Below are 14,442 nucleotides of genomic sequence, written 5' to 3'. Positions count from 1 at the left end.
TATTGATCATAGATCGATTTCTTGGCAAAAATGTCGGATGCGGAGGAGTGTAACCAAATGCAAACATCCAGAGTCTAAAATTTTGGAAGAATAATCCCTGACTATTTTTACTAAATTGTCCGGCTTAACAAAGTACACATTGCCATAGATTGCATCCAGGCTATTGTTTTTAAAAGCAGCAGCTACGTACTCCAGCACTTTGTCGTGTGCATAATAATCATCTGAATTAAGGATGCCTACTATGTCACCGGTTGATGATCGAATGCCCTTATTCATAGCATCAAATATACCAAGGTCTGGTTCTGATATGATTTTGCTTACGTGCGGAAAAGTGCTGGCAATATTCAGAGTATTATCAGTAGACATACCATCTACAATAATATGCTCGACCTCTTTATATGATTGTGTTGCGATACTTTGGAGGGTATCTTTTATTGTGCCTGCACTATTAAAAGTAGGGGTGATAATTGAAATTTTCAAGCTAATTTTTTTTGAACCACTTAGACTATTAAGGAATATTGAGGAATTTTGTTTTGAACCACTAAGACCACAGAGGAACACTATGGAATTTATTCTTTTTTCGATTACCTGAGGCTCACTCTTAGTGTATCTTAGTGTACTTAATGTTTAATATTATGGTCTTTAGTGGTTGCTCTCACGAGTAATCACACAGTTCTCCATGACCAGCATATCCATACTGGTCCTCAGATAGCAGCTCAATGCTTCTTCCGGTGTATTCACGATGGGTTCATTTTCGTTAAACGAAGTGTTCAGTAAGATAGGAATACCCGTCTTCTGCCTGAATTTTTCTATAAGGGCATAATATCTTGGTGATACTTCTTTATCTACTGTCTGTAACCTGCCTGTACCATCCACATGAGTCACTGCCGGGATGAGAGATCTTTTTTCTTCTTTGATCGGATACACCTTTTCCATAAATGGCACTGCATCCGTTTTGGTAAAATATTCTCCTGTGTATTCTTTTAAAATGGAAGGAGCAAAAGGGCGAAAACTTTCTCTGCGTTTAATTTTTAAGTTTAAAAGTTCTTTAGCCTGGTTGTTGCGCGGATCAGCCAGAATAGACCGTGCCCCCAGCGCTCTCGGTCCGAACTCCGCTCTGCCATTGAACCAACCCACTACTCCTGGTTTGATCAATAGATCTGTTACGACTTCATAGAGCGTATCGTCATCGTATTTTTTATATTCAATTCCTTTTGCTTTTAATAAAGATTCTATCTGATCATTTGAATACTTTGCACCGGTATAGGCCGAATATACTGGTGCAACCCGCTGATTGCCCAGAATATGGTGATACCCATACATGGCACTCCCCATGGAGATACCTGCATCATGCCCCGCAGAAGGTATATAGACATCTTTAAATCCGGTAGCATCTATCAATTTGCCATTAGCTACTGAATTTTGGGCGACACCACCAGCCAGGCACAAATAAGTCTCGCCGGTTTTTTTCTTAAATGACCGGCTATATGAAATATTAATTCTTCCGTCACTCTTTGTACCGATGCTGCCAGATCCTTGTGATACTGGGTTAATTCATCTTCTTTTTTTCTGGCAGGACCAAACAAGGATATAAACTTTGATGAATATAAATGTCCTACGTTGGGGATATTGTTTTCATAGTGCATGCCTGCTTTGGTGGGGTTGACAAAGTATGATTGATCCCATGAGAATAGACCACTTGGCAGAAAGTTCAATAACTTTTTAACTTCAGTAGTATGCTTTGGTTGGCCATAAGGAGCAAGACCCATTACCTTGTATTCATCTCCATAATGAGGAAAGCCTAGAAATTGAGTGAATGCGGTGTAAAATAAACCGCAAGAGGTAGGAAAGTCTACGCTATCCAGTACTTTGAGTTCATTACCTTGACCTACACCAATCATCGTGGTCGTAAAATCTCCGGATCCATCGATGGATAGTACCGCCGCCCGATCGAAAGGGGAAGCATAAAATGCGGAGGCGAGATGACTCCTGTGGTGTTCCAGCAGCATCAATCTTTTTTTGATCAATAGTGTATCCAGGCTCCCATCCACTTCAAATAACGCCTTTTTCATATCGACCACCACAGATTGATTTTTGAGCCGATCTCTTATGGTCAATAGAAGCGAAGGATCAGAAATCAATAGCTTTAATTTTTTCCAAAGCTTTGCTTTCGGATCTCGCCCAATAGTGATGTAGTCTATGTCTTTTAATTGTATTCCCTCCTCTCTGAGACAAAATCGAATCGCTTCCATGGGGAATCCCGCCCAATGTTTGATACGGGTGAATCTTTCTTCTTCCGTAGCGACGAGGAGCTTGCCGTCTTTAAGAAGGGCTGCTGAGGAATCAGCGTGAAATGCGTTGAGGCCTAGTATGTACAAAGTTTATATGAATTATTGAATTTTCAATTATGAAGAGGGGGTATATATTATTGACTTGCTTCCGCACACTCCCAGCCCCGTGCCGACGGCAGGCAGGCCTGAAGGGGAGGTCAACCGCACTTCAGGTAATGCCATTGGTCATTATTATTGACTTGCTTCCGCACACCCCCAACCCCGTGCCGACGGCAGGCAGGCCTGAAGGGGAGGTAAACCGCACTTCGGGTAATGTCCAACTTTTCATTCCCAAGGGTTATCTATATATTATTGACTTGCTTCCGCACACCCCCAGCCCCGTGCCGACGGCAGGCAGGTCTGAAGGGGAGGTCAACCGCAATTCGGGTAATGCCATTGGTTATTATTATTGTCTTGCTTCCGCACACCCCCAGCCCCATGGATTACAATTCAACTTCAAGATTTTGATTTCGACAATTACTGTCAAAGGAATTAATCAAATATCATCACGCTTTTTGAAAATGATGACCTCATCTTTCTGCCTGAATTCAATATTAAATTGATCAAAAACCACTTCCCTGCCCAACAAGATATCCTCGCATTCCGGATTTAATAACCAGGCAATCGGAGCTTTAAATGTATGTTCTTCAATAATCATCTCTATATTGCGCAGCACATACTCTACTGTACCATTCACACTTGCTGCCATTTCAACCACTTCACTTTCAAATCGATCGAACCCTAATTTTTTTCCTACTTCCAAAGAAATGCTAGATATATCGGCTCCTGAGTCAACCAGCATCTCTAATAATTCCTGATTATTTTTAAAGCGAATGGATACAACGATATTTGGCTCCCAGACATCTTTGTGCAGTGGCCTGAAATGAATAGGAACTAATCGCCTTAAACCACCATAGGTATACGGGTTTAAGTATTTAATAATATGCCATGCTCCTGTATTGTTGGCTACTTCCATCACTTCTGCAGCATTTCTGTTATGTGCAATGATACCCACATCGCCATTGTAAGCAATCCATTGGCCCTTATATTTTCGCAGCAAATTTTGGTTCTCCTTTAACCATATTTTTGCATTGGCCAGTAATTTTTTTGAATCTTCCATAGTGATGGCTTTGACTTTTAATCTTAGTTAAATATTATAAATCTTAAAATTACCTACTTTTTAATTAAGTAAGATGGCCTTGCTTCCGCACCCTCCTGCCTACAGTGGAGGTCAACCGCACTTCGGGTAATGCCATTGGTTATCATTATTGTCTTGTTTCCGCACACCCCCACCCCTGCCGACGGCAGGCAGGCCTGAATGGGAGGTCAACCGTACTTCGTTATTCTTAGTATGTACAAAGTTTATATGAATTATTGAATTTTCAATTAGGAACACGAATTATCTATTATTGTCTTGCTTCCGCACACCCCCAGCCCCGTGCCGACGGCAGGCAGGCCTGAAGGGTAGGTCAATCGCACTTCGGGTAATGTCCAACTTTTCATTCCCAAGGGTCATCTATATATTATCGACTTGCTTCCGCACACCCCCAGCCCCGTGCCGACGGCAGGCAGGCCTGAAGGGGAGGTCAACCGCACTTCGGGTAATGCCATTGGTTATTTATTTATTTATTGTTGTCTTGCTTCCGCACACCCCCAACCCCCTGAAGGGGAGTTCAACCGCACTTCGTTTCATTACCAATGGTTATTATTGTCATGCTTCCGCTCACCCCCAGACCCCATGCCGACGGCAAGCAGGCCTGAAGGGGAGGTCAACCGCACTTCGTTAGTCCTGGTATGTACAAAGTATATATGAATTATTGAATTTTCAATTATGAACACGGGACTAATGTAGACTTTCAAACTTGCCGCGGCCCAAGAACTATCGAGACTGGTTACTGTGCCATATTCTTTCCTCCGATACTATTGGTTATCAACCTATTATACAACATTTCAGCAAAAAAAATGTTTTTACATTCACAGATTATTAGTATATATGTTTGATAGTTAGACAATTGTAATGATTTATTCAGATTGAATATTCAGTTCATCAGTCCGCTACTTTATACAGAAATGCCTTCGAGGTCCTTTGATTAAAAATATTCCTGGTGGCCAGTTTATAAGATGTGCTATCAATCAGGATGCCGGCAGTACTCGATAATGTATCAAATAAATAATAAGTTGATTTACCGCTCAAAATAGGCGATGAATCAAAGTACCTGGTTTCATAAGGCACATAATTTTGATTGATAAATAAGTGAGCTCTCAAGCTGGGTACTACTACTGACTCAGCTGGAAGACTCAAGGTATCCATCCAACGATAAAGTGAGAAGGTATAGGCCTTGTCTTGTAAACATTTTATCCTGTAACTCTTGAAAAAATTGGCAGGCAGTGTCGAGTACAACAAACTGCAAATGAGGATAAAATTAATGGTTAGTTGCGTGATCAACACCATCTTGATAAAAGGAAAGGCATATAATTTGGTGCTAAAAAGTAAACTCAAATTCATCAGCAAAAATGCTGTCATCATAAATCTGGCGGCCTCCATTTTTAACAGAAGATCTATTATCAATAAGAAGCATCCCATTGCAAAAAAAAAGCAACTCGATATACCGATTTAAAGTCACCGAATAAAAAAAAGAATTCCTGCCAAACCAATTGTGGTCGTATATATGCCCAGACTGGGTGGCACCCAAATATAGGCTATATTAAATCCAGGATCGCCAGTTAGGTAATGAATAAAATTGGTCAACCCAGTGGAAGACCCGGATAAAAATGGAGAGACTGGGTCCCTATAATTAAAATAATTAAAAAGATGAATGGGTGATAAAAATGCAAGATAAAATCCGGCCAGCACAATAAACAGTTTAACCAATGAATGTCCAGTCTTTTGCATGATGCTTGTCGCTATAAAAACTATAATTAATACTATAACCGGCAAATAAAAAGTATATTTTAAAGTGAGTGAGTAAAACAAAGGTAATCCCAGCACCATTAGATATTTATAATCATGTCTCTGGCTTTGCAAGGATAAAAATGCTATTACACCAGTTAATATGGCTAAATCTCCTGACAACTGAGGTTTTTGCGTGCTAACCAAGAAAAGAATACAAGGCATACTCAACAGGGCATATAGAAATAATTCCTTGCCCGGTCCTTTGAAATAAGTTCTGATGGTTAATACAAACAACAAGAGCCCGGTCCATTGGATGACCGCGCCCAAACAATCTATCCCATTGGCTATTCCAAGCAAATTGATATACTCGCCGTACCCCAACAGTCGTGCATGTAACCAATATTCACCGATACCTTGATTACTACCATTTCGCAATATCTGCAATGGAGTCGCCAGGTGATACGAAATGGAATCCGCATCTGTCACCGGTGCAATAGCTATTAGGAATAAAGCTAACAACATTAGGTTCTGAATCGAGTCCTTTGAAAATATTTTCTTATAACCAGCCCGTTGAAATTGGATGATCTTTATTGAACCTATATAGACTCCATTAAAAATAAATAAACTGCCAAGCACTTTCAATAGTATGGTTTGATGAAAGGCCAAGGCAGAAATACTAAATAAACTCTCCCCCAATACAAGCAACAGGGCATAAAATGAAACTGAGACCCGTAGCCAGTGATTTTCAACCAGGGTAATAAATTTGCTTCCCTTGACTGCCAGGTTCCAGAAAGACAATACCAGCATACATGCTCCAAACCAAGACCAAACAGGATTACTCACTAATCCTTCATACGTAATCTGATTAATTTGAAAAGGTATCAAGATTGTTTATTAAATATAGTCACTTCTTTCTCATTATTTAAGAGGAACACCTAGTCCTACCTTGGTCAGTCAGGCTCCCCCCAAACATCTCCCTATACTTCTCAACCAATTCCTCCACCTTCGTATGCGCGCGCGCGTACACCAACGCCCCCTGGCAGTGCTTATCAAACTCAGCCTGATCCCAGGATGCTGCTTCTTCTATAGCCTTGATCCAGGCTTGTTTGTCTGATAGCGGTAGCTCCCAACCGGCATGGTATTCTTGAAGTTTTTTCCAGGGAGTCTGGTCGGAGATGAGGACTGGACGGCTGGCAGCCAGGGATTCTATGATGGCATTCCCATAGTTTTCACCAAGAGTAGGCAGGACCATGAGATGATGAGCCTGTAGTAGCTCCTTTATTTTATGATTGGGAATTTCTTCAATGAGGTGCACTTTTATATTTGCGGGCAGGTCCTTTATTGTTTTATTACACCGGTCAAAATAATGGTGGTCTTCTTTGCTTCCGACAATGGTAAAACATATGGAACTAGTCTTCATAGCTTGTAGCAGCTCTAAAACAAAATGAATGTTTTTTATCGGATGAAATCTGCCTATACAACAGATATTCAATGCGGAAGACTCTTTTTTAAAAAAACTGATACACTCCTCTATTGGCGGTGGGAGATTGTCGATCACATAGGTCCTGGAAGGACCAAAGATCTGCTCTACCTCGTGCTTTTCCTGTTCATTGGTAGCGTGGAAACTAAATTTTTTATGCAGGTTAAAAATTTTGATTAGCTGAAAATATACTGATTTTAAAAACTTATTTTTTTTGAGTGCGCTTGGTTTAAGTGTACCTCTTGGTGCCAGGATATACCGTGGGTTTAATTTAACTGCATGGGCTGCCCTGACAACATCAATGGTACTGTTCCTGGAAAAAGGGCTGTAGAAATAAATCGAGTCCGGCTGTAGTTCGGACAATAATTTCTTTATTAAATTGAATGAATATTTTTCTTTGGAGGCATAATAAACTTTGACACCTGGTGCAAAAGGCACCCATTGATTGATGACAATGTTCTCCATCATCTTTTCCTCCTTTAAATCGTAAGCACTGGTGAGAATAAAGATCTCAAACGAATCAGATAATGCAGAGACTAATCTAAAAACCGAGTGAATAGGGCCGCCGGCTTTGAAGGCAGGATAGTACCAGTCGATACAAATTAGGATAGATCTCATGAGGCTATTTGAAAACCTGGATTCACCACTTTTGGCCTCAATAGTCCCGGGACTAGCTTAAATAAAACGTAAAGAAATACTGTGATCTTAACCAATGAATTTAGGGCTTGCATAGTATCGTTTTCCATGCAATAAATGGTCTCGTAAAACAGAAGGGGCATCCACATAAAAAGCAATGGCTTATGGGATGCTATTTCAATAAATTTATTATGTACAAAACCTATTGTTAATCCAAATAAAAACATGAAAGCTATACCGCCAACAACACCAAAACTACCATAGGCTTCACCAATAGGGCCAACATTCACAGTATGTCTGACCCTTAAATTGGCATAATATTTCATATTAGCTATGCCACCAGCCTCCGGCTTTGAAGGCCAAAATAAGCGGGGAACTAAAGTTGATAATATCTTTGTACCTAAGACTGCTCCATTGTCAAAGGCCTGCCTTTTGGGAATGTTTTTCATGACTAAGCCAAGGTAAAATCCATTATTAAACCTTAGTGTCAATGGAAATATATTTTTAATATTCAAAACTTCTTTAATATTCAGGAGATTATTAATAAATACATCACTAAAGCGAGTTACTGTTACTTCAGATTCAACTTTAGATTTCAATAAAGACCTAAAATTACTTTTTGTGAATTGCAATGTCATAGTAATAATTAACGCCACGGAAATCATTATTGCTTTATTTTTGAATTTGTATTCTTTTCCAATAAAAATTACTGAGACCACTGTAACACCCATATAGAAAACAATAGTAAACATAGTAGCCTTAATTCCAGTATATAATATCCATAGAGTAATAGCAGTAACCAAAGCATAATCAAGATGCGACTTCTTCTTCTTAAAGATTAATATAAATAGAGCAGGAAAAATCATTAAGAATAGTAGCATGTCAATATAATTCAAAAAAGACGGCATATAGTTCCTGGCGTAAAAGGAAGGGATAGAAATCAATATCATTGGATAAGCCCATTTCGGATCCAGTTGTTCTTTAAATGACCTTATTATATTTTTACCAATTTCCTTTTCATTCCTAAATCTATTCAGGTTCATTCCAAGTATAAACAAAAGAATAACGGGGTATGCATATTGAAAGTATACTGCAGATTTTACTGGCATAACAAAATCAAAAATAACCGCTTGTCTAAAAGTGCTATTAAAATAAGTATAAGATAAAATAGGTCCCACAAAATAAAGAATACAACTATACAAGCTAATGATATCAAGTATAATAAATTTTTTAGAAAACAATAGTATTGTTTGTAAAAATACTAAAAGAGTAAAATATAGTGCTAAATTTTGGTATGATAAGCCAAATATTGGAGCAATGACAAACAAAAGGATAATGCTGGTGTACTTCCTTTTGCTCAATTAGTTTTATTTAGTATCTGAGTAAGTCTTATTTCGTATGTATGGCACCTGAATGCCTTCTGGTGTCCATTTTCTCGAATTTTCAAAGTATCTTTTACATATTTAGATGCAAAATTTATATGCTCTTTTAATTCTTCAAAAGTTCTAAATGTTAGTATTTCTTTTCGGGTTCAAAGCATTCTTCTATTGCGGGACGATGCTCCATGATCTGTAATCCCAGCTCCTGCAATTTCGAATGCGCGACAATTCAATGAATCAAACTCTGTCATGCTGGTCGAGTTTATACAGGCTAGTGCACTTCCAAACTCCATGCTTTTTTCTTCTTTTACTATATATTTGTGTGTATATACTGGTAATATTTCTGGTGCTACCCATCTAGGAAGTTTATTTCCGAATAGCGTAATTTGATATTGATTTTCTGCTATTAATTTTCTTAGCAAAAAATGCCTGTATTCATATGTATTTCCGGCAAATAGTAAGTTATTATTTCCTTCAATACTATTCCACTTATGCCAATCAGGGTTCATAGCCTCATGCAAATGATGTGCATTGATATCCAGGGAGCGCAGTTTTTGAACGGCAAACCGGTCCTTGATGAATACAAAGTCCCAACCATAACACAACAAACCCTGTTTTTGCATATTGGCAGCTGTATCACCCCACCAGCATATGGTAAGTATGGATTTGGACTTAAGTTCTAACAATACTTCTTCATTCAACGCTTGTGTCAGGCAAAGTACCAGGTCCGGTTTAAATTCTTTGTATACTTGTAGCAACCATTTTTCCTGCAAGCTAAATCGATTGGGAAATAACCTGGCTTCCACTTGTTGGATGATATGGCGGGCATTGTCATTGAGTACCCGTAACTGCCTCGGCATGGTGAGTACTTCATGGCCCATTTTCCTTAGGGTGTAAGAGACATTGTCTTCAAAATTGTCCTCGTAGCAGATATTGGGAATAATGATCTTCAAGTTATCGCTATACTGCCTGATTATTTATTAAATACGTATTGCTCCAATATCTCCCTGTTGGACTCGATCCACGAAGCCATCTGATCTATCCCTTGCTCAATGGCCACCATGGGCCGCCAACCTAAATCTTGCCGGACTTTGTGAATATCGGATACATATACTTTCTGATCACCGGGGCGCCAGGTCCGAAGCCCGGATTAATTTCTTTGTTAAAGCGCCTGGCCAATATTTTTACCAGTTCATTTAATGATAGGGTATGCTGAGGGCCACCGCCCACATTGTACACTTTGCCTGCGCATTGGTCCTTATTCAGGATAGCGAGTTCATACAGTCTGACCAGGTCCTCTACAAATAGTACATCCCTGATCTGCTTGCCGTCTCCAAAAATGGTGATGTTTTTACCCAGCAGAGTGGCTATGGTAAACCATGCTACCCAGCCCTGGTCTTCGATGCCAAATTGCCTGTTTCCATAGATACAGGACTGTCTCATGACCACTGTAGGCAGGCCATACATGCGCGCATAATCCCTGACATACTGATCACCAGATCCTTTACTACAACCGTAGGGCGAATAAAAATCCAATTGCATATCTTCAGACACGCCGGATACCATGGTGTCATATTCATATCTTCCATTGCGTTCGGTGATCCCTACCTGGTCCATTTTGCCATACACCTTATTGGTAGATGAAAATATCAATAAGGGGTGCTGACGGTTTATTCTTAAAGCTTCCAACACATTAAACGTACCCAAGGCATTGATTTCAAAATCTTCCCTTGGATTAGTCACAGAGGTAGTCACGGCCACTTGTCCAGCGAGGAGCAATACGCCATCTATATGCCCCAGATCAGCCAAACTGGTGCATATCAGCTCAAAATCCCGGATATCCGCCCTGATAAAAGGGATCGTATATTTCTGTTGGATTTGCTGCAAATTATATTCACTGCCTATCCTGGACAGATTGTCGATGATGATGACTTCATGGCCTCTTTCGACAAAATAATATGCACTGTTGACTCCTATAAATCCGGCACCGCCAAATATGACTATTTTCATTCTAAATATTAAATTTTAGCTTGTTAATTGGTGATAGATAGCAGCATATTGCTGTGCAATCATCACAGGATTAAAACGTTTTATATTTTCAAATCCTTTATTGACTAAACCTGCCCGGTAGGTAGGGTCTCCGATGAGTTTTAATATACCCCTTCTTATATCCAGGACATCGAAAGGATCTACCAGTTGGGCTGCCTCCCCAGCTACCTCAGGCATAGAGGAGATATTGCTGGTGACAACCGGCAGGCCCATCGCTTGTGCTTCGATAATCGGCATACCAAAACCTTCGTAAGTAGAGGCGAATAACAATATATCCATCTCGCGATATTTAGCAGACATCTGCACCTGGTTTAATCCTGACTCATAATAATAAGGATGCCCGCTTTGCTCCAATAGCTTCATATACTGATCTTCCTTTTGAGCCACCATATGTATTTCACAAGGAATATCCTGTAAGGCCTCCAGGCATCGGAGAATGTTTTTGTTAGGAGCACTCCCGATCATAAGTATTCTGGGAGTGGACGAAAAGGGCTTAAAGGTCCTTGGCTTAAAAACAGCAGAAAGGGCGATGGGCACTACTTTCACTTTATCTTCCGGGCACCCTGTGAGTTCTATAATTTCCTTTTGAACCTGAGAAGATATGGTCGTTGACCGCACACCTTTTGACTGGTAGATCCAGCCATAAATATTTTAAAATCTTCCTTTTAATACCCGAATTATTTTTTAAGAACACACAGTCGAGGATGGTCTGGACAGTCCTGTTCTTTTTCAACAAAATACCTACAAAAGAAATATCACCGGTGATGTGATTGACCTCGCCCTGATTCATCCAAGCTGCTACCATATTGTATATACGTGGTAATATGCCTTTACTATAAAATGGGGCTATCCAGGTATTAGCGGCAATCATAGTCGGAAGGTAATTTCTAACATCATTAAATATAATCTCCACTGAGAAATGAAAATCACGAATGGGCTTCCGCTGAAAAAAAAGTAACTTTGATTGAATCTTGATTGTTCATTGTTCAAGCTAACAAGGCTTTCAAATTTTCATTACACCTGGTTATATTAAAATCAGAATCTTTGATCATGTGGTTTATTTCTTCAGAGCGGATAGCAGGTGCAAACTTGTGAATAGCATCCAGCCATAATCTTTCTGTTAAAGGCAATATTTTGACCAATTGAGAATCTACCATGGCTTCTATTGGAACACGATCAGACATTATCACTGGCAATTGATTAGCTTGCGCTTCTACGGCTACCATTCCAAGTCCCTCAAATAAACTGGGAAATAATAAGATATCCGCTCCGGACATTAATGCAGGGATATCTTTCCTGGGGCCTGTAAAATAAATTTTATTGCTGAGGTCCATCTCTGCTATATTCTTTTCCATCTCTAAGCCGGAATGTCCCTTATCTCCTACAAAAAGAAAGTGATATTTATCGCTCGACATCGACAATTTCTTGGCCAGGTCAAGGGCAAACAATGGATTTTTTTGATTGGCATAAGGATTATCAACCTCTAATCTTAATCTTCCTATAAATAAAATTAGGATTTGACCTGGTTTTGTTTTGAATTCGTCTCTGATCTTCCTTCTGGAAAGATTAGAAAATGTGAATTTGTTTATGTCAAATGCACAGTGAATGGATTTGATTCGAATACGAAGGTACGGCCACCTATCGTATCCATACTCATTCATAACCTGCTCAGAAGTACCCGTTAATTTATCAGATAAAAAAGCCATTAGCCATCTGCCAATCTTATATGTTAATTTCCTGGTTAGATTGCTTTTATAATGCCAGGTTTGATTTAGAGGGTTATGTAAATAGGCTACCTTCAACATTGAAAATTTGTAAAGCGCCAGAAAGTGCCATCCTGCACCATAATCCGTATGGTCAAGAATCATATCATAGTTAGTATCTTTCAAAACTGAGACACAATAACTTCGAAATTTGAATATATGCTTGGTGCTATATTTAAAATAAAAAATAGTACAACCTAATTTTTTGAGTTCCTGATCAAAATATCTTTCCTCCCCCCCCGTGCACAAAAAATCATGAGACAAAGAGTCGCTATTTAAAAATGAAAACCTAGCTAGCTCAACTAGCCAAACTTCGGCACCTCCAATTCCGAATCCGTCAAGAACATGTAAAATCTTCAATTTTAGACAAATTAACTCTTAATAAATAACCGTTTAAAACTGCTTAATAAGAGTATTTTGCAATATATAGTATTTAATTCCATATTAATCCTTAATATCGGCATCTATTTGTAGAGCTTGCAAAATATTTATATTAGTAGGAGTAAATTAATTCTTAAAAGTAAATTGAATCTAAATACTAACCTGAAGCAAATAACAGACTAATATATATAAGGCTAATATTGAAATGTTTCTACTATCTTATTGCTATAATGTAAACACAATATATAAAAAAGAAATTTGTATAAGGACATTTGTCGACTTTCTACGCTATTTGGCAGTTCGAAATAAAAACTATATAACACTTAGATATAGAAGCAACTATAAAAATACAAGGCAATAAATTGGTTATGAATATTTTGTATATAGTTGAATTAACTTTAGAGCTCCATTCTTAATATTAAAGTTAGACTCTTCCATAATTTTTAAAGTATGGGGATATTTAATTTTATTTCCAGCATTTAAAATGTCAGATACTTTTCGAGCCCATTGTTTAGATGAATTTTCAATAGAATAAAATTCAACCAAAGAGGGGATTTGGACAACATCTTGTGGAACACCAAAACTTGTTAATGATGGTATGCCTACTGTTTGAGCTTCCAAAATATTTAAACCAAAACCTTCTTTTGGACTCTCAATTCTGGGAAATAGTAATAAGTCACCACCAAACATAATGTCATATACATCATTTCGAAATCCTAAAAGGCGAACTCTATTCGTTAAATTATTTTCAGTAATATTTCTTAAAATTACATCATAAAGCTCACCTTCACCTACAAAAAACAAATATGTATCATCTCGAAGTTTTAATAACTCATTAATAATATCTATACAAAACAGTGGATTTTTTAATGAATACATTCTGCCAACGAAAAGTAATATTTTGGAATTATTTGATATACCAGCCTCCTGCTTTAACCAGTTCTTACTTAAAGTAAAATTAAATCTATTAAGATTAAGACCGAGTTCAAAAACCATCATATCTTTTGAGTAGTGTTTCATATTAATAAAATCATGTAAGGTTGAATATGAATTGGCCCAGATCTCATCACTGATAAAAAATGACAACTTTCTAAAAATAAACAAACCCATTTTTTTTATAAAAATATTACTTGTTGGAAGTGATCTTTCCTGGTTGTGTAGGTGTAAAATAATTCTCTTTTTATTCTTTAATAGTATAGTTGACAATAAATAAAACCCACTTAAATAATCATGATGTACATGTATAATATTAAACCTATTAAAAGAAAGAAACTTTCTCAGCTCCTTTAAAAACAAAAACTTATGACTAATGGTTATAGGGCTATGCACAACTTTTGCGCCACTTTCCAAAACAAGGTGCTCATACTTCCCCTTTTCTGGCAACAAACAATAGAAAGTCCAATCCCAATCAGGTTTGATAATTTTTGATTCACTATAAAGTTCGAACAACCATTTTTCAACTGCTCCGTTATCAAAGTTTTCAATAATATGCAAAATTTTCAATTAGAAAATATTTCTTTTATTAAACATA

The 14,442-nt window shown here is 38.1% G+C and carries 13 protein-coding genes and 2 pseudogenes; 1 reads left to right on the top strand and 14 read right to left on the bottom strand.

All coding sequences use genetic code 11. The features are described 5' to 3' along the window. Positions 1–6: 6 nt before the first annotated feature. The 3 genes and pseudogenes from IPJ09_13200 to IPJ09_13190 form a co-directional block, all read right to left on the bottom strand. Positions 7–480 (bottom strand): glycosyltransferase, encoded by a 474-nt coding sequence (locus tag IPJ09_13200; GenBank protein ID MBK7372369.1) that lies wholly within the window; start codon positions 478–480, stop codon positions 7–9. Between the two features lie 162 nt (positions 481–642). After that, positions 643–2,378 (bottom strand): annotated as a pseudogene (locus IPJ09_13195) (carbamoyltransferase). Between the two features lie 448 nt (positions 2,379–2,826). Further along, a complete protein-coding gene (locus IPJ09_13190; protein ID MBK7372368.1) occupies positions 2,827–3,450 on the bottom strand; it encodes a retropepsin-like domain-containing protein in 624 nt (207 codons plus the stop codon). Between the two features lie 411 nt (positions 3,451–3,861). Between IPJ09_13190 and IPJ09_13185 the strand changes: the two genes are divergently transcribed. Next, positions 3,862–4,143 (top strand): hypothetical protein, encoded by a 282-nt coding sequence (locus IPJ09_13185; GenBank protein MBK7372367.1) that lies wholly within the window; start codon positions 3,862–3,864, stop codon positions 4,141–4,143. Between the two features lie 234 nt (positions 4,144–4,377). Here the strand turns inward: IPJ09_13185 and IPJ09_13180 are convergent, their stop codons facing one another. From IPJ09_13180 to IPJ09_13130, 11 genes and pseudogenes are all read right to left on the bottom strand, one after another. Beyond that, positions 4,378–4,875: a DUF1420 family protein gene (locus tag IPJ09_13180; GenBank protein ID MBK7372366.1), complete on the bottom strand. Its 498-nt coding sequence runs from the start codon at positions 4,873–4,875 to the stop codon at positions 4,378–4,380. 75 nt (positions 4,876–4,950) lie between these two features. Further along, the gene (locus IPJ09_13175; GenBank protein ID MBK7372365.1) at positions 4,951–6,108 is read right to left on the bottom strand and encodes a DUF1420 family protein; all 1,158 of its coding nucleotides are present in this window, start codon (positions 6,106–6,108) and stop codon (positions 4,951–4,953) included. A 37-nt stretch (positions 6,109–6,145) separates the two neighbouring features. Then, positions 6,146–7,321, bottom strand: a complete 1,176-nt coding sequence (locus IPJ09_13170; GenBank protein ID MBK7372364.1) for a glycosyltransferase — start codon at positions 7,319–7,321, stop codon at positions 6,146–6,148. After that, positions 7,318–8,448 (bottom strand): hypothetical protein, encoded by a 1,131-nt coding sequence (locus tag IPJ09_13165; protein ID MBK7372363.1) that lies wholly within the window; start codon positions 8,446–8,448, stop codon positions 7,318–7,320. Before IPJ09_13165 ends, IPJ09_13170 begins: the two co-directional genes overlap by 4 nt. A 248-nt stretch (positions 8,449–8,696) precedes the next feature. Next, positions 8,697–8,858, bottom strand: a complete 162-nt coding sequence (locus IPJ09_13160; protein ID MBK7372362.1) for a hypothetical protein — start codon at positions 8,856–8,858, stop codon at positions 8,697–8,699. Between the two features lie 12 nt (positions 8,859–8,870). Next, the gene (locus IPJ09_13155) at positions 8,871–9,671 is read right to left on the bottom strand and encodes a hypothetical protein (protein MBK7372361.1); all 801 of its coding nucleotides are present in this window, start codon (positions 9,669–9,671) and stop codon (positions 8,871–8,873) included. A gap of 20 nt (positions 9,672–9,691) precedes the next feature. Next, positions 9,692–10,728 (bottom strand): annotated as a pseudogene (locus tag IPJ09_13150) (GDP-mannose 4,6-dehydratase). Positions 10,729–10,743: 15 nt separating this feature from the next. Next, the gene (locus IPJ09_13145) at positions 10,744–11,385 is read right to left on the bottom strand and encodes a glycosyltransferase family 4 protein (GenBank protein MBK7372360.1); all 642 of its coding nucleotides are present in this window, start codon (positions 11,383–11,385) and stop codon (positions 10,744–10,746) included. Next, positions 11,315–11,638, bottom strand: coding sequence for a hypothetical protein (locus IPJ09_13140; GenBank protein ID MBK7372359.1), 324 nt, complete (start codon positions 11,636–11,638; stop codon positions 11,315–11,317). The genes IPJ09_13145 and IPJ09_13140 overlap by 71 nt, the downstream gene beginning before the upstream one ends. Before the next feature lie 115 nt (positions 11,639–11,753). Further along, positions 11,754–12,890, bottom strand: a complete 1,137-nt coding sequence (locus IPJ09_13135; GenBank protein ID MBK7372358.1) for a glycosyltransferase — start codon at positions 12,888–12,890, stop codon at positions 11,754–11,756. A gap of 387 nt (positions 12,891–13,277) precedes the next feature. Beyond that, positions 13,278–14,414 (bottom strand): glycosyltransferase, encoded by a 1,137-nt coding sequence (locus IPJ09_13130; protein ID MBK7372357.1) that lies wholly within the window; start codon positions 14,412–14,414, stop codon positions 13,278–13,280. Positions 14,415–14,442: the final 28 nt, after the last annotated feature.

The organism is Saprospiraceae bacterium (assembly GCA_016709995.1).
Classification (GTDB): domain Bacteria; phylum Bacteroidota; class Bacteroidia; order Chitinophagales; family Saprospiraceae; genus JADJLQ01.
Note: the sequence above shows the minus strand (reverse complement) of the source record. Positions and strands in the feature narration are given on the sequence as shown.

Excerpts from the sequence above, each read along its gene's own strand:
- IPJ09_13190 (MBK7372368.1), bottom strand. The coding sequence starts at position 3,450 with ATGGAAGATTCAAAAAAATTACTGGCCAATGCAAAAATATGGTTAAAG.
- IPJ09_13180 (MBK7372366.1), bottom strand. The coding sequence starts at position 4,875 with ATGGAGGCCGCCAGATTTATGATGACAGCATTTTTGCTGATGAATTTG.
- IPJ09_13170 (MBK7372364.1), bottom strand. The coding sequence starts at position 7,321 with ATGAGATCTATCCTAATTTGTATCGACTGGTACTATCCTGCCTTCAAA.
- IPJ09_13165 (MBK7372363.1), bottom strand. The coding sequence starts at position 8,448 with ATGCCAGTAAAATCTGCAGTATACTTTCAATATGCATACCCCGTTATT.
- IPJ09_13140 (MBK7372359.1), bottom strand. The coding sequence starts at position 11,638 with ATGATTGCCGCTAATACCTGGATAGCCCCATTTTATAGTAAAGGCATA.